We start from the raw sequence: 14,246 nt of genomic DNA on the forward strand, positions 1-14,246 counted from the left end.
GCGTCTCGTTGATTACCACGTTTTTCAAATGGTTATTCGAACGGGTAATAGAAAGAAAATCGGATGGCTCAGAATCACCTTGAAATCTTTTCTTCCTAAGACTTCGAACAAATGATAATCTTCTGGAGGGTTCTACCCGCCATACACCACATTGAATCGTTCACAAACGACGAGCATGTCTTTTCGGAAAGCGGAGCCGTAGCTTTCCAGGAGCTCCGTGAAAAAGGTTTCATGTGCGTTCCACCAGTCCTGGTAGTCTCCTTCCCCTTCTGCGAGCGCAAAGGCCTCCGGGACTTCATTCATCGGCATAATCACAACGTCCGTCACCTCGATGACAGCCGCCGGCTCGTTTGATGCATCGAGCACGATGCTGCGCTCTCCTTTTTCCGGCAGAGGTTCTTCTTCCCACTCGTATTCCACGTAAGCCGAGCATGTCGCCGTCTTCTTCCCCTCTTTCACAAGATCCGCCAGTTCATCCGCCGCCGTGCCGAACGAAAAAACGTCCACCGCCTCACTCGGGTCAACACCATGCTTTTCACAATATTCGTTCCAGAATTTCTCTGTCTGATTGTTCAAGAAGCTTCCTCTCCCATTCTTCATATTTTTTATTTTCATGCTAGCATCTCCGGTTTGGGAAAGAAATATATAGATGGATCGGGACTTTCATGATAGAATAGAAGGAAGAAAAAATTTCCAAATAACCGTAATAATCAATATGTACTCAGCAGACACCCCAAGCCCCACCTACAAAGAAGTGCACTGCCAATTTTTTGATGAAGGACGCACGATCTTAACTATTCGTCAATGTTATGGGACTCCATTTTATAGCGCAAATCAATGAACTATTTTAGATTCAGGAGAGAAAAAATGGAAAAAGAGAATTTCATTAAAAGATTATCCGATGCTGTCTATAGTAACAAAAATGAAATATATTTTGTTGGTATGATCCTAACTATTATATCCTCAGTTATTGGATTCTGGATAACTTATCATCATTTTTCAGCCAATTACGAGGGGCAGAATGAATTAGCTAATGTTCTTATGAGTCCTTTTATCATTGCGGTGGTTTATTCTTTAATTATCTTTTTCATTGGTTCTTTAGTTATTACTACTCTCACCATGACACATGCAAGACGTATGAAGGCTTTTAATGTAGAAGTAGAATTTGAGGCGTGGCAGCACAACATCATGAAAATAGGACAAGTCCACTATTTATCTGATATTTTAAGTTATCACAAACAAATTGTTGGACAATTTAATAATGTTGAATCCGTCTCATTTCGTTCGGTTTTAATTGAATTGTGTCAAAGATATCAAGAGTATTTCACCCGGGCTTTTGATATTCAATTAAGTTACAGCATAAAAACCGAAGAAGAACTTACTCATCAAGAGCGTCAATTACTAAGTTTTATGGAAAATAAAGAAACTACTGTGGGATTTCAAAACCGGATGATTGGAAACAGAACCTTATTAATTGCTGCTGCTCATTCTAGTTTTGAACAAAACCTACCAATGTATCTAAGCTTTCTCTCTGATTCAGACTATGAATTTGATGATTATGATGTCGAAGCTATTCGTGCGTTAATAGAATATGCCGATATAGTACTGGATAATGTACATCTAGTCTTAGCCTTTGAAGATACTTTTTAAAGTTATAATTTGATGGTATAATTTCTATAGGAGGCGATATGATGCCTGAACCCAAACAATCTAAACAAAATGAGACAGAAATAGAAGCTAGAAAAAAACGAATAAATTTGGCTAGAAAAGTTATTGCACAATATAAAGAGGCGGCCGATGAAGAAATCGTCATTAAACCACCAAAAATAACGAACGCCGCCAGGATTAATCGAAAACAACGTAAACGAACCATGCAAAGGTAAAACCACGGTTGGCAGCCGTGGTTTTACTTATTTATTTATGACAATATACCTTGAACCGCAGTGGTCTTTTATGAGTTTACGTTTGATGCCGGGCCGGCCTATTCGTGGAGGAGATATAGGGGGGATTGTTTTACCCCTTTGTTCTCTATAGAGTTCAATAAGACGTATTAAGTTTTCCGGGTCGTGCACAAAACCCCCCTTTTTTTATGCAAATCTATATGTGTTACTCTGACATACAGCTGATTCCATACAATGTGCTGATGCATGATTCATTGGTATGAAAGCTCCTGCTTATTATATGTTAAATTATATGAAATAATAACGGTTTCAAACATAATCACAACATTTCAAGTCGATTTTGAACGAACCGTTTATCCGGTGCTGCGGTCCCCTTTTTCCAGCAGGGGTCAACAACATGATACAGCTTACTCCCGAAGCGACAGGTGGTTTCCATTAATCGTCACATGACCGTCTTCCTGCCACTGCACTTCAGCCTGCCGGGCATCGGTTTTGGAATATACCGGCTTTGTGAACCACAGCGGCCCGTTTTGCTGCGCGCGGATGCCGGACGATCCGGCGGCTCCGGCATCCCAGCTGTAAATATCCAGCGCGTAGGTGCCGTCAGGGGACTCAACCGTCTTCATGTGCGTTTCTTCCCGTAAGGAAAACATACTGGTGAAAAGCATTTCAGCTGTAAGTGCGAAACACAGCAGCAGAGAGATGCTCAGCGTAACCAGCGCGCGTGCTTTGCTCCAGCCCCGGCCTTTTCGGATGGTATCCATCACCCCGAGCACCAGCAGACCCATGCTGACTGACAACAGGATGAAATCAGCAGGAGCCACCTGCCAGGTACGGCTGACATACGAATACCAGGAATACGACGTTAACGCCGCCCAGCACAGAGTGAAGAAAAAGGAAATGATGTAAACGTAACGCATTCTCCAGCTCCCTTGTAGTGGTCTAATCTTTTGCTATGACAATTTTACATGAAAAAGGAAACCCTGGGTAGAGATTCCTTGTTATGAAGGCGGCAGACCGGGGGCTAAGGTGCACCATTCCTATTCTACCTGCCAAAAGTGATGGTTAGACCTGATCTACTAGTTACTTTTCCACGCGCAGCACCGAATTGTGACGGGTAGACACCGGCTAACCGTCACATTTTCCCTGCGCGCGGATAAAAGTGGGCCTTTGACCGCTGATTAATTGCTTGTTTTTCCATATCTTTTCGTTTAAAAGGGTGACCTATCATCTGGTTTTGGTGACAGTGTGAAGAGAAACAAGTGTTCTGTGTAGCATGTTTTCTTATCAGCCGAAAAAGAATAATACATAACATACTTATCAACGATTACTTTGTAGCTGCCTTCCCACATCAAATGATCTGCCGGGATACTTGTGCCCAGCAGACCAATTTTTTCTTTTATCCTCTTCACTATATATTTTTTATATTCTTTCGTTTCCCCAGGGGTGAAATGACTGCTGTGAATATCATTAAATCCACGGAACGCCTGTTTTGCCCACTTAATTTCCATTTAAAGTTCCCCTTGTTCAATCATCTCCAAAACGTTTTCGGTAGTGTAGACTCTTCCTTCATTTATGTCTTTCTTTGCTTGGCTCAGATTTTCCTTTAATACCGGATCCGCTTCAACGTCTTGTTTCACTGACGTTTCTGGTTCTTCCGTGACAGTAAGGTGATATCTCTTCCCATCTATTTCGAAAACAGACTCATGATCATGAATAATATTTTTCAAGACCTTAGCAGCATGACCTTCTATTTTTTTCATTTCAATCCCTCCGTTTCGAGCCTTTCTTTTTATTATACAGTATTTACAGTACCACCTAAATGTCCCCCTTGTTTAAGATATTAAAATAACACGGGGCAGTGAGGGTTCGAGTCCCTTTCGATCACATGCCCCAGGCGCCCAGATATGCTTGTAATGCTTCGGTATTCTGCCGGGCATCGGCGAGAGCAACATACCCATCCGGCCGGATGAGAAACATAGCATGTTCGGGGATGCCGGCTTCTTTGCCGGCTGACGTCCATGCCGGTTCATGAAGCGGCAGTCCGAGGTCTTCGGCTGTGCGGCGCAGGTCGGGCGAGGCACTACCGTACACGTGCAGCTGCCAGTCCGCGCTCTGAAGCAGCCCGAAGTTGTCTCCCCACTCGCCGGGAAGCCACGGCAGACGGTCTCCGCCCTGGATACGTCCCGCTTTCCCTGAGCTGATCCGGCTGTTCCGGTAGTGAATGCGGATCTGGGAGACCGTTTTGAACAGCTGCTGTTTCACCGGCAGATTCTTCGTCATCCACGGAATAACGCGGGGAATCATGACCTTTCGGACGAAATCCGACGTCATCCCGTCCCCGGCTATCCTTTGAAAAGCCTGATCCGTCGTGGCGACCAGTCGTTTCGCAAACGCCCTGCGTTCGGTCTCATACGTATCGAGCACCGAGGCGTCCATCGTCCCCTGTATCACAGCTGCCAGCTTCCAGGCGAGATTCACAGCATCGCCGATTCCTGTATTCATGCCCTGCGCTCCTGCCGGACTGTGGATATGAGCCGCATCCCCGGCCAGGAACACGCGGTCTTTCCGGAAGTGGCTGCTGACGCGGTGATGGACCGTGTAGGTCGAAAACCAATGCAAACGCTCGATATCCACCCCGGTCTGTTTTTCCAGAAACGGAAGCAGTCTGTCCTTGTCGACGTCATTTTGTTCATCCAGAAAACGTTCCGGAATAAGGCCGATCAGGCGGGTCAATCCGGACGTGCGGATCGGAAATACAAGACCGAACGTGTCTTCAAAAAGATGCACCTGCGCGCCTTCTGCCTCCGACGAGCTTTTCACATCCATCACATAGAATACGTGGTTATCCGTTTTCCCGGCAAACGGAAGATCGAGCGCTTTCCGCACCGAACTGTGGGCGCCGTCACACCCGCACACATACGTGAACGAGGACGTCTCTCTTCCGTTCTCTTTTTCCATCACGACCTCGACGTGATCCTCGTGCTGCCAAAATGAAGAAAGCTCGGTGTTCCACTCCACTTCGATTCCTTTTTTCTTCAGTCTGTTGATCAAAAGACGTTCGTGTTCGTCCTGTGGCAGAATCAAGACATACGGATACGGACTGAATCCTCTCCCCATATCTTGAAAATCCAGGACGGAACGCCGCTTCTGGTTCCGGTAGATTTCAAGCTGCGGGAGAGGATAGCCGTGTTGAATCAACAGGCCGGCAGCACCGAGCTGATCGTACCACTCAAGTGTCCGGGCATGAACAGCCATAGCCCGGGACTCCTCCCCGGGACCGCTCTCTTGGTCCATGATGCGAAAGGAAATGCCGTGCTTTTCCAGAGCCAGCGCCAACGCAAGCCCCGTCGGCCCGGCACCGGCGATTAATACCTGTGGTGTCATAAACGTTCTCCTTTATGCATGTTTTTAACCGAATTCCCGCTCCCCGTTTTTATTAATCCTGCCGCGTGCCAGGGCTGTATCAAAAGGTACAGCTCTCTTTTTTATGAAAGAGAATGCAGCCACAGGTAAAAAAGGAAGGTGGTGGCTTTTAATGTATCCCTTATGCTCTGAGCGGGGCACTTCCCCCCCCCCCTCGTTCCTCCGGCCGTGGAAACTATTATTGAAAAATAAAGGCTTAGTGTCCAAGGATCATCATTTTGTGGACACTACGCCGCTGAAATCAGGAATTAGTGGGTGCCGGTGGAAATCGATGGACACTATTTGCAGGCAGGGAACTCCTAGTATCCCCGGACACTACCTCCGTGGATACTATGTGTGCTGCCTTGCAATTTAGTGTCCACAGATACGCCCCGGCCCGTAGTGCTGCCCAGTGACAAAGAAGACACGGTGAGCCCCAGCAAACCGATGCCGCCCTTGTACTCCGGAGTACAAGCGTCCACCTGAAGCGGATGCCTTAACCCTTAACGGCCTTTGATACAGCTCCCGGTCCGGATGGTTTGTATGTAAAAAGGGATGAGGGATACCGCATGATAAGAAAAGAAAGACAGATTCCTTTTCGTTGATTACAATCAACCGATATAAGGGTACAATACAGCATAGGCCAATAAAAGAAAGGAGAAGATGGATGTGGATCCTCTTACGCTGATTATACTTATTGTCATGATTATCTTCTTATTTCCGCTCATTATGCGCGGTGTCGGCTGCGTGCTGCGGATCATCGCAGGCGTCGTTCTCGTCATCGGTGCGATTATTTTAATCGGGGCGTTGTTATAACTGCACGCATAGATTGTCGATGCAGGGGATATCATCTTTTACGAGCGGAATGATGTCGAATACGAGCGAAGTTTTGTCGATTGCGGGCGAAACAATGTCAGATACGAGCGGAAACATCTTGATTACGGGCGAAACCAAATAGTATATAAAAAAAGCCGGAGAGCGCATCTCCGGCTTTTGTTGAACCGATTCACAACCCAGTTTCCCGGTTGTGTGAATTGGCCCGCAACGACGGCGGACAACGTGAATTGTCTTACCAGTTCCCATTGTACCACCGCGCGCGGCTACATATCAAACATCCACTTCATTCTGGATTTGATCCGCTCCAGGTCCTTTTCTCCGACTTCACCGAGGTGCCTGCCGAGCCGGTTTTTACTGACGGTGCAGATGCTTTCGGCTTTGACGGCTGAGGTTTTATCAAGAAATGGATACTCGTTTTCGTGCAGTACGTAATGGGTGCGGATTTCCGGTGTCTGGACGGTGCGCCCGCGGCGGTTTGTTTTTGTCACGGTTTTCACCTGTCCGGTGAGCGGCAGCACCTGCACCGTTCCGCTCGTTGCATTGATGCGGTTATTAGAAATAATGAGCGCCGGACGTTCCTTGTTCAATTCGTTACCTATGTTTTCACCGAGATCGCAGACGTGAACAGCCCCCTGCACGAAGCGGCGTTCCATCTGTTCGTGAAGGTTATCGATCCAGTGCAGGGCAAGCCGTTCTTTTTCCGGATGCCATTCCCGGAGCCGGCGTAGTTTTTCGTCTTTATTTTCTGAAGCCATCGTATGTCCCACCAATTTCTTTTTCTATCCTCTGCTGTATTCCCATTTTCCGGCTTGTTGACACATGTTTCTTTCCTGCAGGAGGTATGATTGCCTCCAGGAAGGCACAGACTGGTTTCCAGACCTTGAAAACCGGGAATGACGGATATTGAAATGAGGGATTCATGATGATAACAAATCAGGCAAGATCTGTGTTGAAAAACGGGATGGTGCTGATGCGCTGGATTGCTGTTGTCTCATCCAGTGTGGCAGCCATTATCTCCACGATGCTCCCATTGTACGGCGTTATAGACGGTGGACAGTGGAGCGCACTCTTTTTGCTTCTCCTTTTCAGCGCCTTTTTGATTCACGGGGTACTGACGCATCTGTTGAATGATTACACCGATCATCTGTCAGGGACGGATGCACGCAGCCCGGCCATTCTCTCCGGTGGAAGCCGTCTCATCCAGACCGGCGCGGTTCCGGCGGAAACCATCGGCCGGGTAGGAAAAGGCCTTGCCGCCGGGCTCGCTCTGCTAGCGGCGGCGCTTCTCGTCACCGGCTTTGTCCGCCTCGGCGTGCTGCTCGCTGTCGGTGTGTGGGCCGCCGTCTCTTATTCGCTGCGGCCGCTGCGCACGAGTTATTACCCGGTGGCCGGCGAATGGATCAGCACGTTTCCGTCCCTGTTTTTCCTGGGTCTGGCCGGGCCATGGCTTGCGCTCGAAACAGTGCCTGAGTGGGCGTTTCAGAATGCGCTCGTGAACGCGCTCATCTGTATCGCCTGGGTGATGGTGCACCATATCCCGGATCTTCGCGCCGATGCCCGCGCCGTTCCGAAGAAGCAGACATCTGTCGTGTGGGCCGCGGAACGGTTCGGTCTTGTTTTTTCCCGACTTCCGGCTGTCATTTACTACGTGCTCGCCGGTGCCTGTGCGTTCTGGCTCGGCTTGGAGCGCCTCCCCGCTGCGCTCGGCCTCGCCGTTTCGACCGCTGCCGCCATTTTTCTTATTATGAAAATGGACGTCGAGGACCCGGAAGAAGTATCTTCAGTGGAAAAATGGCTGCTTCTGCTTGCGATGAGCACCGCTGTCTGGCTTGGTATCTTCGTTTAGATACCGGCCGGGCGTGTTTTTCTATCGATCCTGAAAGTTTATCTATTGATTCTCCTGTTTTCCGCTTCGATTTTCTTCCTCAAAACGGAATGCGGCGATGCTTTCCTGCATCGATTCCGCGACATGGCTCAAGTTATCGGCGGAGGCGCTGATTTCTTCCATGGAGGCGTTCTGTTCTTCGATACCGCTTGCCACCTGCTCCACATTTTCCGCGTTCTGGCGGCTGATTTCCTGCATGTCCCCAATCTGGCTGCCGGAGGCTTCTGTTTTTTCTTCAATCGCGCCAAGAGCATGGTTGATCGCGTCCACATCGGAAGCAATCGAGGTGACAGCTTCTTCAATCTCATCAAAGGTAGCATCCGTCTCCTGTGCGCGTTCATTACAGTTCGCTGCTTTGTCATGGTTTTCGTTCATTGCCGCGGCGGAACGTTTCACCGTCTCCTGAATCTCTTGAATCAGCCGGTTGATATCCGACGCGGAGGCACTGGAGCGCTCTGCCAGTTTCCGGACTTCTTCGGCAACAACGGCGAAACCTTTCCCGCTTTCGCCGGCCCTGGCTGCTTCAATGGCGGCGTTCAGGGCGAGCAGGTTCGTCTGCTCCGAAATGTCTGTAATGAGCGACACGATATCGGTAATCTGCCCGGATTTTTGTTCAAGCTCCTGAATCTCACTGTTCGTGCGGGTGGTAAGCTGCTGGAGTTCTCCCACTTCTGTCGTAAGCGTAGAAATTTTCTCCTTCCCTGTTTCGGTTTTTCCCTTCGCGGTTGCGGTGGAGCGCTTCGTCTGGTCGACCCGGCCGCGCATGTCCGACACGGTCGTATTAATTTCTTCCATCGCCTGATTGGATTCCTCTGCTGCGGCTGTCTGACGGTACGACTGATCGTTCACTTCCTGTACCGACTGCGACATCATTTCCGCCGCTTTTGCGTTCTCGTCCGTGGTGGCGTTCAATTCTTCTGACATCGCCGACACCTGCTGCGCTGAATCGTTAACCGATCCAATAATCGAACGAAGCGACGTTTTCATATGGTCGACCTGGGCGGCGAGAGATCCGATTTCGTCTTTTCTGTGGATAGACAGATCCCGGTCGCTTAAATCTCCGGAAGCCACCCGCTGCACCTCCTCATTCAGCTTCTCCACCGGCCGGGATATCCGTCGTGCGAAGAAATAGACAATGACCGCTCCAATAACAAGTGCTCCGGCAAGGGTGAACAGCATGATACTGAGCACATTGGAAGCGCCCTCATTGTAATCCATCATATAGGAGCCGGCAGCAATCACCCAGTCCCATTCTTCATCATATTCGGCATAAATGATCTTAGGTTTACTGACATCTTCATTGCTTGGAAGAGGCCATTCATAGTTGACAAAACCACCGCCGTTTTGGGCTTTTTCAACTGTTTCCTGAATGAAGTATGTACCGTCATCCGACTGCGAATCCCAGATATTGTCCCCTTCCTGGTTCGGGTGCGCGAGCAGTGTCCCTTCACTGTCCATAATATAAAAATAACCATTAGGCCCCAGATCAATATCTCCGGACACTGTGCGCTCCCCGCCGCCCTGAGACGGTCCGAGCAGGCTTTCTTTCACCTGTTCACGTGCTTGTTCTTCCGACATGGATCCATCCGCTGCTGCCTGCTGCATCCGGTCCGTCATCTCCGCCGCCATACCGACGTAGTTCTCGAGACTTACTTCACTGGCCGCATTCAGCTCCGATTTCGCCGTGTCATAACTGATCCACCCCAGCACAGCTACAGGAATCACAAGCAGACTGAGACAATAGACAAGCAATTTAGCCTTAAGACTCATTATTTCCACCCCTTCAACGATAAAAAAGTATATGGTCTTAGTATAATAGATTTATAATAACGAGGAAACAATATTTTCATAAATTGCTGAATAATGCGACTTTTTTATGGATTAACATGCTGACGTTCCTCAACATGTTAAAACATAAACCAGCTGTTTCTCTACGTATGTTCCGGTTCCTCTTTCGGATTCGGACCGTATTCATTGGTGCCTTCCTGGCTGTCCAGGCACATAAATACCAACAGAACAATGGAGCCTATGAACGGAATTAATTGGATCAAAAACCACCATCCCGTGCGGCCGGTATCATGCAGACGTCGGATTAAGACTCCCAGTGAAGGCAAAAGCACAGCAAGACCATAGATGGAGGTCAACACAGCAGGAATCGCCATCATTGCTTCAATACCAGTTAGAATTAAGGCAATAAGAAAGTTAATAAGCGTAAACATCCAGTATTCCGTCCGTCTCGCTCTTCCGCGGAAGACGGCATAATTCGACAATACTTTCGCGTACCAATGCATCGTTTCTCCCCCCTTTTTCAACTTTTTCAGTGTATCATAATGTTCCCCTTCTGTACGTCACATCGTTTATTCCCGTTTCACTGCCGGTACAATCAAATCAAATAGAACAAAGCAAGAAAAGCAAGGACGACCCATACCGAATACGTGGCCGCGAGTTCCGCCGCTTTCGTGACGGTATCGTTCTGTTTCAGCCGCTTGAAAAAAAGCGAGAACACCCATAAAAACAATACGAGCAGAAAATACTGATACAACAGTATAACGATCCATGGATCAGGGAATATACTGGATACTACCCGCCACACAACGAAAGCAGCGAACGACAGTATTCCCGTCAATCCAATGAAAAAAGATCCCCGCTTCCATATATTTCGATAAAAAATATGATTTTCTTTATGCAGCTCGAATAAAGTCAAAAAGTAAAACGCAGTAAGAGGAACAGCAACCGCCAGAAGAACATCAAAGATGGAGGGGACGGGTCCGGTGCTTGCCGGGCCGAACGTCGAAGAAGTATCCATCCACCACGCTCCCAAAGAAGTGCAGACGCCGAGAATAACGAGCGTGAGCGCCTGAAATATTGTCCATATCACGTTTGATCCCTGCTTCCTTTTCCTATGAGTCTTGTAACACAAAAAAACCTTGTGCTAAAATCATATCAGAAGTGAAGAGGAAAAATCAGTATGGAAATCAATTTCATAGAAAAATTATGCATGCAGTTGAAGAGAAGGAGAGTCTGTGATGCACGTCTCAAATCCCGCTGGTATCTTCCCCCGCATCACGGCGGCCCTGATTGATACTGGTATTATCTTCGTGCTGACGAGAGTACTGGCCTACGTGTTGTACGGTGGTTTTTTTGTATCCAATTCCACGTTTCTCACCATTCTTGTTACGCTGTACTGGATCATGATTCCTTCCATCTGGCGGGGACGGACAATCGGGAAATGGATATGCGGCTTGACCATCGCGAGTGTGTACCGCGAAGGCGCAGGCTTTGGCACGATGCTGCTGCGGTATACCGGCCTCAGTGTCATCTATCTGTTGACGCTCGGTGTCGGGCTTATCGTGAGCGCGGTGATGATGATCTGGCGGGACGACCGCCGCGCCCTGCATGATTTTGCCGCCGGGACGTACGTCACCACAGACGCACCGGAACCGCTTCAGGCCCGCACGATTTTCAACAACCGCAAAGTCCTTGCCGCTGCCACTATCGCGCTGATTGCGGGCATGTTTGCTCTCGACCGCTGGGAGCATACGACATACCAGGACGCAGCGTCGGCGATGCTTGAAGATGTTGACGAACCCGTGGATTCCTTTTCCATCCAAAGCGGAAGCCACACGCCGCAGGGACACGCCGTGTATTCGCCGTCATCGACGGAAGGCGTCGTTCAAACGTTGACCAACGCGCCGGAAGAAACAATCCATCTACGCAGAACCGGTGATACGATGTACGATCAGTATTACATAGAAGTGGGCGGTCGTTCGCTTATTCTCGGGGAACGCGGAATATCCTTCAACGGGCAGGCATATGAATTCATCGGGAAAAACCCTGCCCGTGAAATCGTCAACCGTTTCAACCCGGCGTGGGAAGAGCGCTGAACCTTGAGTTATGTTCCGGCGATAATCGAGATTTCTTTTTCGCTGATCTCATGGCCGGTGCTTGCTTCCAGGCTCCCGCCCCATTTTTCCACGGACAACTGTTTTTCCTGCGTATCGTTATCGACCAGGTCCCAGTACTCCACCGTCTGCCCCGTAGAGGCCCCGACGCGCCCCTCTGCTTCCTTGATGGAGGCGGATCCGTGTTCTTTCACCTGATACGTCGTTCCTTCGTATTCAAACGTACCGCTCCCGGGCTCTTCAGGCGGTACACTCGTTTTATCATACATGCCGATCACCCATTCATCATCTTCCTCAAACGACAGCCAGCGGTTCGCCGTTTCCCCCGCCAAATGATACACGGTCCATTCAAAGCCGCCGTCTTCATATACCAGTTTTCCTTTTACTATGTAATCTTCCAGATCATACGACACAATATCCTCAAGCTGCATTGTCTGGATCGTACGGGTTACGGTTCCTTTTTCCTCGTCAACATTCCGGGCGCGGAACATTTCTTTCACTCTATTAAAAATCCCCATCAAAAGTCCTCCTTTATTTTCCATCAGTATAGCATATTCAGGGTTTTGGTTGAAATGAATAGATAAGAGATCCGTATAATGATAAAATAAAAAACAGACAGAATGGACGATTTATGGAAAGCGGAGGGAATACCATGGAGTATACAACCGAAGGAACACATGACATAGCCGATTTCTGGGGATGTTCGTTTTCCCTTCTGAATGATGAACACCAGTTAACGACTTACATAAAAGAAGCCGCGGCAAAGGCCGGGGCCGACGTTCTTTCCGTCCAGTCGCACCACTTTGATCCACAGGGTGTAACCGTGCTTGCAATGCTCTCCGAATCCCACATGAGCATTCACACGTACCCGGAAAAAGGATTCTGCGGCATCGACTGCTACACGTGCGGCGCATCGATTGACTCCGGCGCAGCGGTGGCCCACCTGAAAGCCTGCCTCGCCCCGTCCGGGATTCAGCGCCGCCTTTTGAACCGCGGAACCGGTGACATCGTCGAGTCCGAAGGGGTGTCGTAATGCACATCCTGAAACAGATATATGAAAAAGTGATCAACATCGGCAATGTGTCGCTCTTTTTATTCACCCTGCTCTTCATCGCGGTGTCGGTGCTCGGCATTCTCGCGATTGAACCGGAAACATTCACGGTTATGAGCGCGCTCTGGTGGGTGATGACGACCTCCACCACCGTCGGGTACGGTGATATTTCCCCGGTCACAGCAGGCGGCCAGTGGTTTACCATGCTGTTTGTCTTTCCGCTGGGCATCGGTGTCATCGGGGTTGTTATCTCCAAAATACTCGATTCCGCGCTGCACTATAAACAGGCAAAGGAGGAAGGTCGATTGGCTTTTAAAGATTCGAATCACGCGGTGTTCATCGGCTGGGCCGACGGCAAAACCGAAAGTGCGGTCGAAGAAATGCTCACCAATGAAAAGAAACAGGTCGTCCTCATCGACCGGAATCTCGAAAAATCTCCGTATCAGCATGAACGGTTCCACTTTATCCGAGGCAGCGCCACCGACGAAAGCACCCTCGAAAAAGCAAATATTTTGGGAGCCAGAACGGTCGGTATTTTTGCCCCGCAGGATATTAACGACCTGGACCTTGCCGACGGCAGAACGTATCTGATCGCCTCAACCATTGAGGCCTACGGCGAAAAGAACAGTACTGCCATTTACACTATCGCCGAACTGCTGTCGGACAAACACGAAGCGCTGTTCACCCGCGCCGGCGTGAATGAATGCATTCCGTCCTATCAATCCGTGTCCAACCTGATTGCCAAATCCATGGAGTACCACGGATCCAGCACGTTCTTCATGCAGCTCTTAAGCAAGCAGTACGGCGACGACCTGCATCTGATACTGCCGAAGAGCAGCTGGACCACCTACCGCGAAGCCCGTGACGCACTGGAGCAGCAAGGCGCGATTCTCATCGCAAACGATACCGCGTTTATCACAGACGGCTGGGACGATACCATCCCACCCGGCACCCAGCTCGCCGTCATCTGCAGCCGCGATACGTATCAACATATTAAATAAAGCGCACTTCCGATTATCATGTGGATAGTCGGAAGTTTTTTTGTGGAACAAGCATCCGTCGAAGCGTTCCGACAGAGTGTGGACACTACCCGATGCACTTAAGCAATTAGTGTCCCTTCCCTGCCCGTGCGTGGATACTAAGCCGCCGGATTTCACAGATAGTGTCCCCCGGCAAAAATCCGTGGACACTAACTCACCGGAATAGAATCATAGTGTCTACGGACGCAGCTTCCATGGACTCTAAAGCCACCCGCCGGCAGTTTA

The 14,246-nt window shown here is 49.2% G+C and carries 17 protein-coding genes; 7 read left to right on the forward strand and 10 right to left on the reverse strand.

Features of this window, described 5'->3' with window-relative positions:
* Positions 1-132: 132 nt before the first annotated feature.
* Positions 133-576: an ASCH domain-containing protein gene (locus tag BM058_RS08670; protein ID WP_245736902.1), complete on the reverse strand. Its 444-nt coding sequence runs from the start codon at positions 574-576 to the stop codon at positions 133-135.
* A 291-nt stretch (positions 577-867) separates the two neighbouring features.
* On the opposite strand from BM058_RS08670, the gene BM058_RS08675 reads away from it, so the two are divergent.
* Positions 868-1,650 (forward strand): hypothetical protein, encoded by a 783-nt coding sequence (locus tag BM058_RS08675; protein WP_090926644.1) that lies wholly within the window; start codon positions 868-870, stop codon positions 1,648-1,650.
* A gap of 38 nt (positions 1,651-1,688) precedes the next feature.
* Positions 1,689-1,883, forward strand: coding sequence for a hypothetical protein (locus BM058_RS08680; protein WP_177195489.1), 195 nt, complete (start codon positions 1,689-1,691; stop codon positions 1,881-1,883).
* 425 nt (positions 1,884-2,308) lie between these two features.
* Here the strand turns inward: BM058_RS08680 and BM058_RS08685 are convergent, their stop codons facing one another.
* The 4 genes from BM058_RS08685 to BM058_RS08700 form a co-directional block, all read right to left on the reverse strand.
* Complete coding sequence (locus tag BM058_RS08685) at positions 2,309-2,821, reverse strand: DUF5412 family protein (protein ID WP_090926646.1); 513 nt, start codon at positions 2,819-2,821, stop codon at positions 2,309-2,311.
* Positions 2,822-3,112: 291 nt separating this feature from the next.
* Positions 3,113-3,412 (reverse strand): hypothetical protein, encoded by a 300-nt coding sequence (locus BM058_RS08690; protein ID WP_090926647.1) that lies wholly within the window; start codon positions 3,410-3,412, stop codon positions 3,113-3,115.
* Positions 3,413-3,664 (reverse strand): hypothetical protein, encoded by a 252-nt coding sequence (locus BM058_RS08695; RefSeq protein ID WP_090926648.1) that lies wholly within the window; start codon positions 3,662-3,664, stop codon positions 3,413-3,415.
* Positions 3,665-3,785: 121 nt separating this feature from the next.
* The gene (locus tag BM058_RS08700) at positions 3,786-5,288 is read right to left on the reverse strand and encodes an FAD-dependent monooxygenase (protein WP_090926649.1); all 1,503 of its coding nucleotides are present in this window, start codon (positions 5,286-5,288) and stop codon (positions 3,786-3,788) included.
* A 687-nt stretch (positions 5,289-5,975) separates the two neighbouring features.
* Between BM058_RS08700 and BM058_RS18210 the strand changes: the two genes are divergently transcribed.
* The gene (locus tag BM058_RS18210; protein ID WP_177195490.1) at positions 5,976-6,122 is read left to right on the forward strand and encodes a hypothetical protein; all 147 of its coding nucleotides are present in this window, start codon (positions 5,976-5,978) and stop codon (positions 6,120-6,122) included.
* A 284-nt stretch (positions 6,123-6,406) separates the two neighbouring features.
* Here BM058_RS18210 and BM058_RS08710 read toward each other — a convergent pair whose 3' ends face one another.
* A complete protein-coding gene (locus tag BM058_RS08710) occupies positions 6,407-6,898 on the reverse strand; it encodes a type II toxin-antitoxin system PemK/MazF family toxin (RefSeq protein ID WP_090926651.1) in 492 nt (163 codons plus the stop codon).
* A gap of 164 nt (positions 6,899-7,062) precedes the next feature.
* Here BM058_RS08710 and BM058_RS08715 point away from each other — a divergent pair, with 164 nt between their 5' ends.
* Complete coding sequence (locus BM058_RS08715; RefSeq protein ID WP_245736903.1) at positions 7,063-7,989, forward strand: prenyltransferase; 927 nt, start codon at positions 7,063-7,065, stop codon at positions 7,987-7,989.
* Positions 7,990-8,031: 42 nt separating this feature from the next.
* Here BM058_RS08715 and BM058_RS08720 read toward each other — a convergent pair whose 3' ends face one another.
* The 3 genes from BM058_RS08720 to BM058_RS08730 form a co-directional block, all read right to left on the reverse strand.
* Positions 8,032-9,798 carry a methyl-accepting chemotaxis protein gene (locus tag BM058_RS08720; protein ID WP_090926653.1) on the reverse strand — a complete coding sequence of 589 codons (1,767 nt, stop codon included), beginning with the start codon at positions 9,796-9,798 and terminating at the stop codon, positions 8,032-8,034.
* Between the two features lie 161 nt (positions 9,799-9,959).
* Entirely contained in the window at positions 9,960-10,319 is a 360-nt protein-coding gene (locus tag BM058_RS08725; protein ID WP_090926654.1) for a DUF805 domain-containing protein, read from the reverse strand.
* A 92-nt stretch (positions 10,320-10,411) separates the two neighbouring features.
* Positions 10,412-10,906 (reverse strand): hypothetical protein, encoded by a 495-nt coding sequence (locus tag BM058_RS08730; RefSeq protein WP_090926655.1) that lies wholly within the window; start codon positions 10,904-10,906, stop codon positions 10,412-10,414.
* A 148-nt stretch (positions 10,907-11,054) separates the two neighbouring features.
* On the opposite strand from BM058_RS08730, the gene BM058_RS08735 reads away from it, so the two are divergent.
* Positions 11,055-11,912: an RDD family protein gene (locus BM058_RS08735; RefSeq protein WP_090926656.1), complete on the forward strand. Its 858-nt coding sequence runs from the start codon at positions 11,055-11,057 to the stop codon at positions 11,910-11,912.
* 8 nt (positions 11,913-11,920) lie between these two features.
* Here the strand turns inward: BM058_RS08735 and BM058_RS08740 are convergent, their stop codons facing one another.
* On the reverse strand, positions 11,921-12,448 hold the full coding sequence (locus tag BM058_RS08740) for a DUF4178 domain-containing protein (RefSeq protein WP_177195491.1): 528 nt from the start codon (positions 12,446-12,448) through the stop codon (positions 11,921-11,923).
* Between the two features lie 134 nt (positions 12,449-12,582).
* On the opposite strand from BM058_RS08740, the gene speD reads away from it, so the two are divergent.
* Both speD and BM058_RS08750 read left to right on the forward strand, forming a co-directional pair.
* Entirely contained in the window at positions 12,583-12,963 is a 381-nt protein-coding gene (speD, locus tag BM058_RS08745) for an adenosylmethionine decarboxylase (RefSeq protein ID WP_090926658.1), read from the forward strand.
* A complete protein-coding gene (locus BM058_RS08750; RefSeq protein ID WP_090926659.1) occupies positions 12,963-13,982 on the forward strand; it encodes a potassium channel family protein in 1,020 nt (339 codons plus the stop codon). The genes speD and BM058_RS08750 overlap by 1 nt, the downstream gene beginning before the upstream one ends.
* The last annotated feature ends 264 nt before the right edge of the window (positions 13,983-14,246 follow it).

Origin of the sequence: Salibacterium qingdaonense, assembly GCF_900114715.1 — a bacterium.
Taxonomy (GTDB): domain Bacteria; phylum Bacillota; class Bacilli; order Bacillales; family Marinococcaceae; genus Salibacterium; species Salibacterium qingdaonense.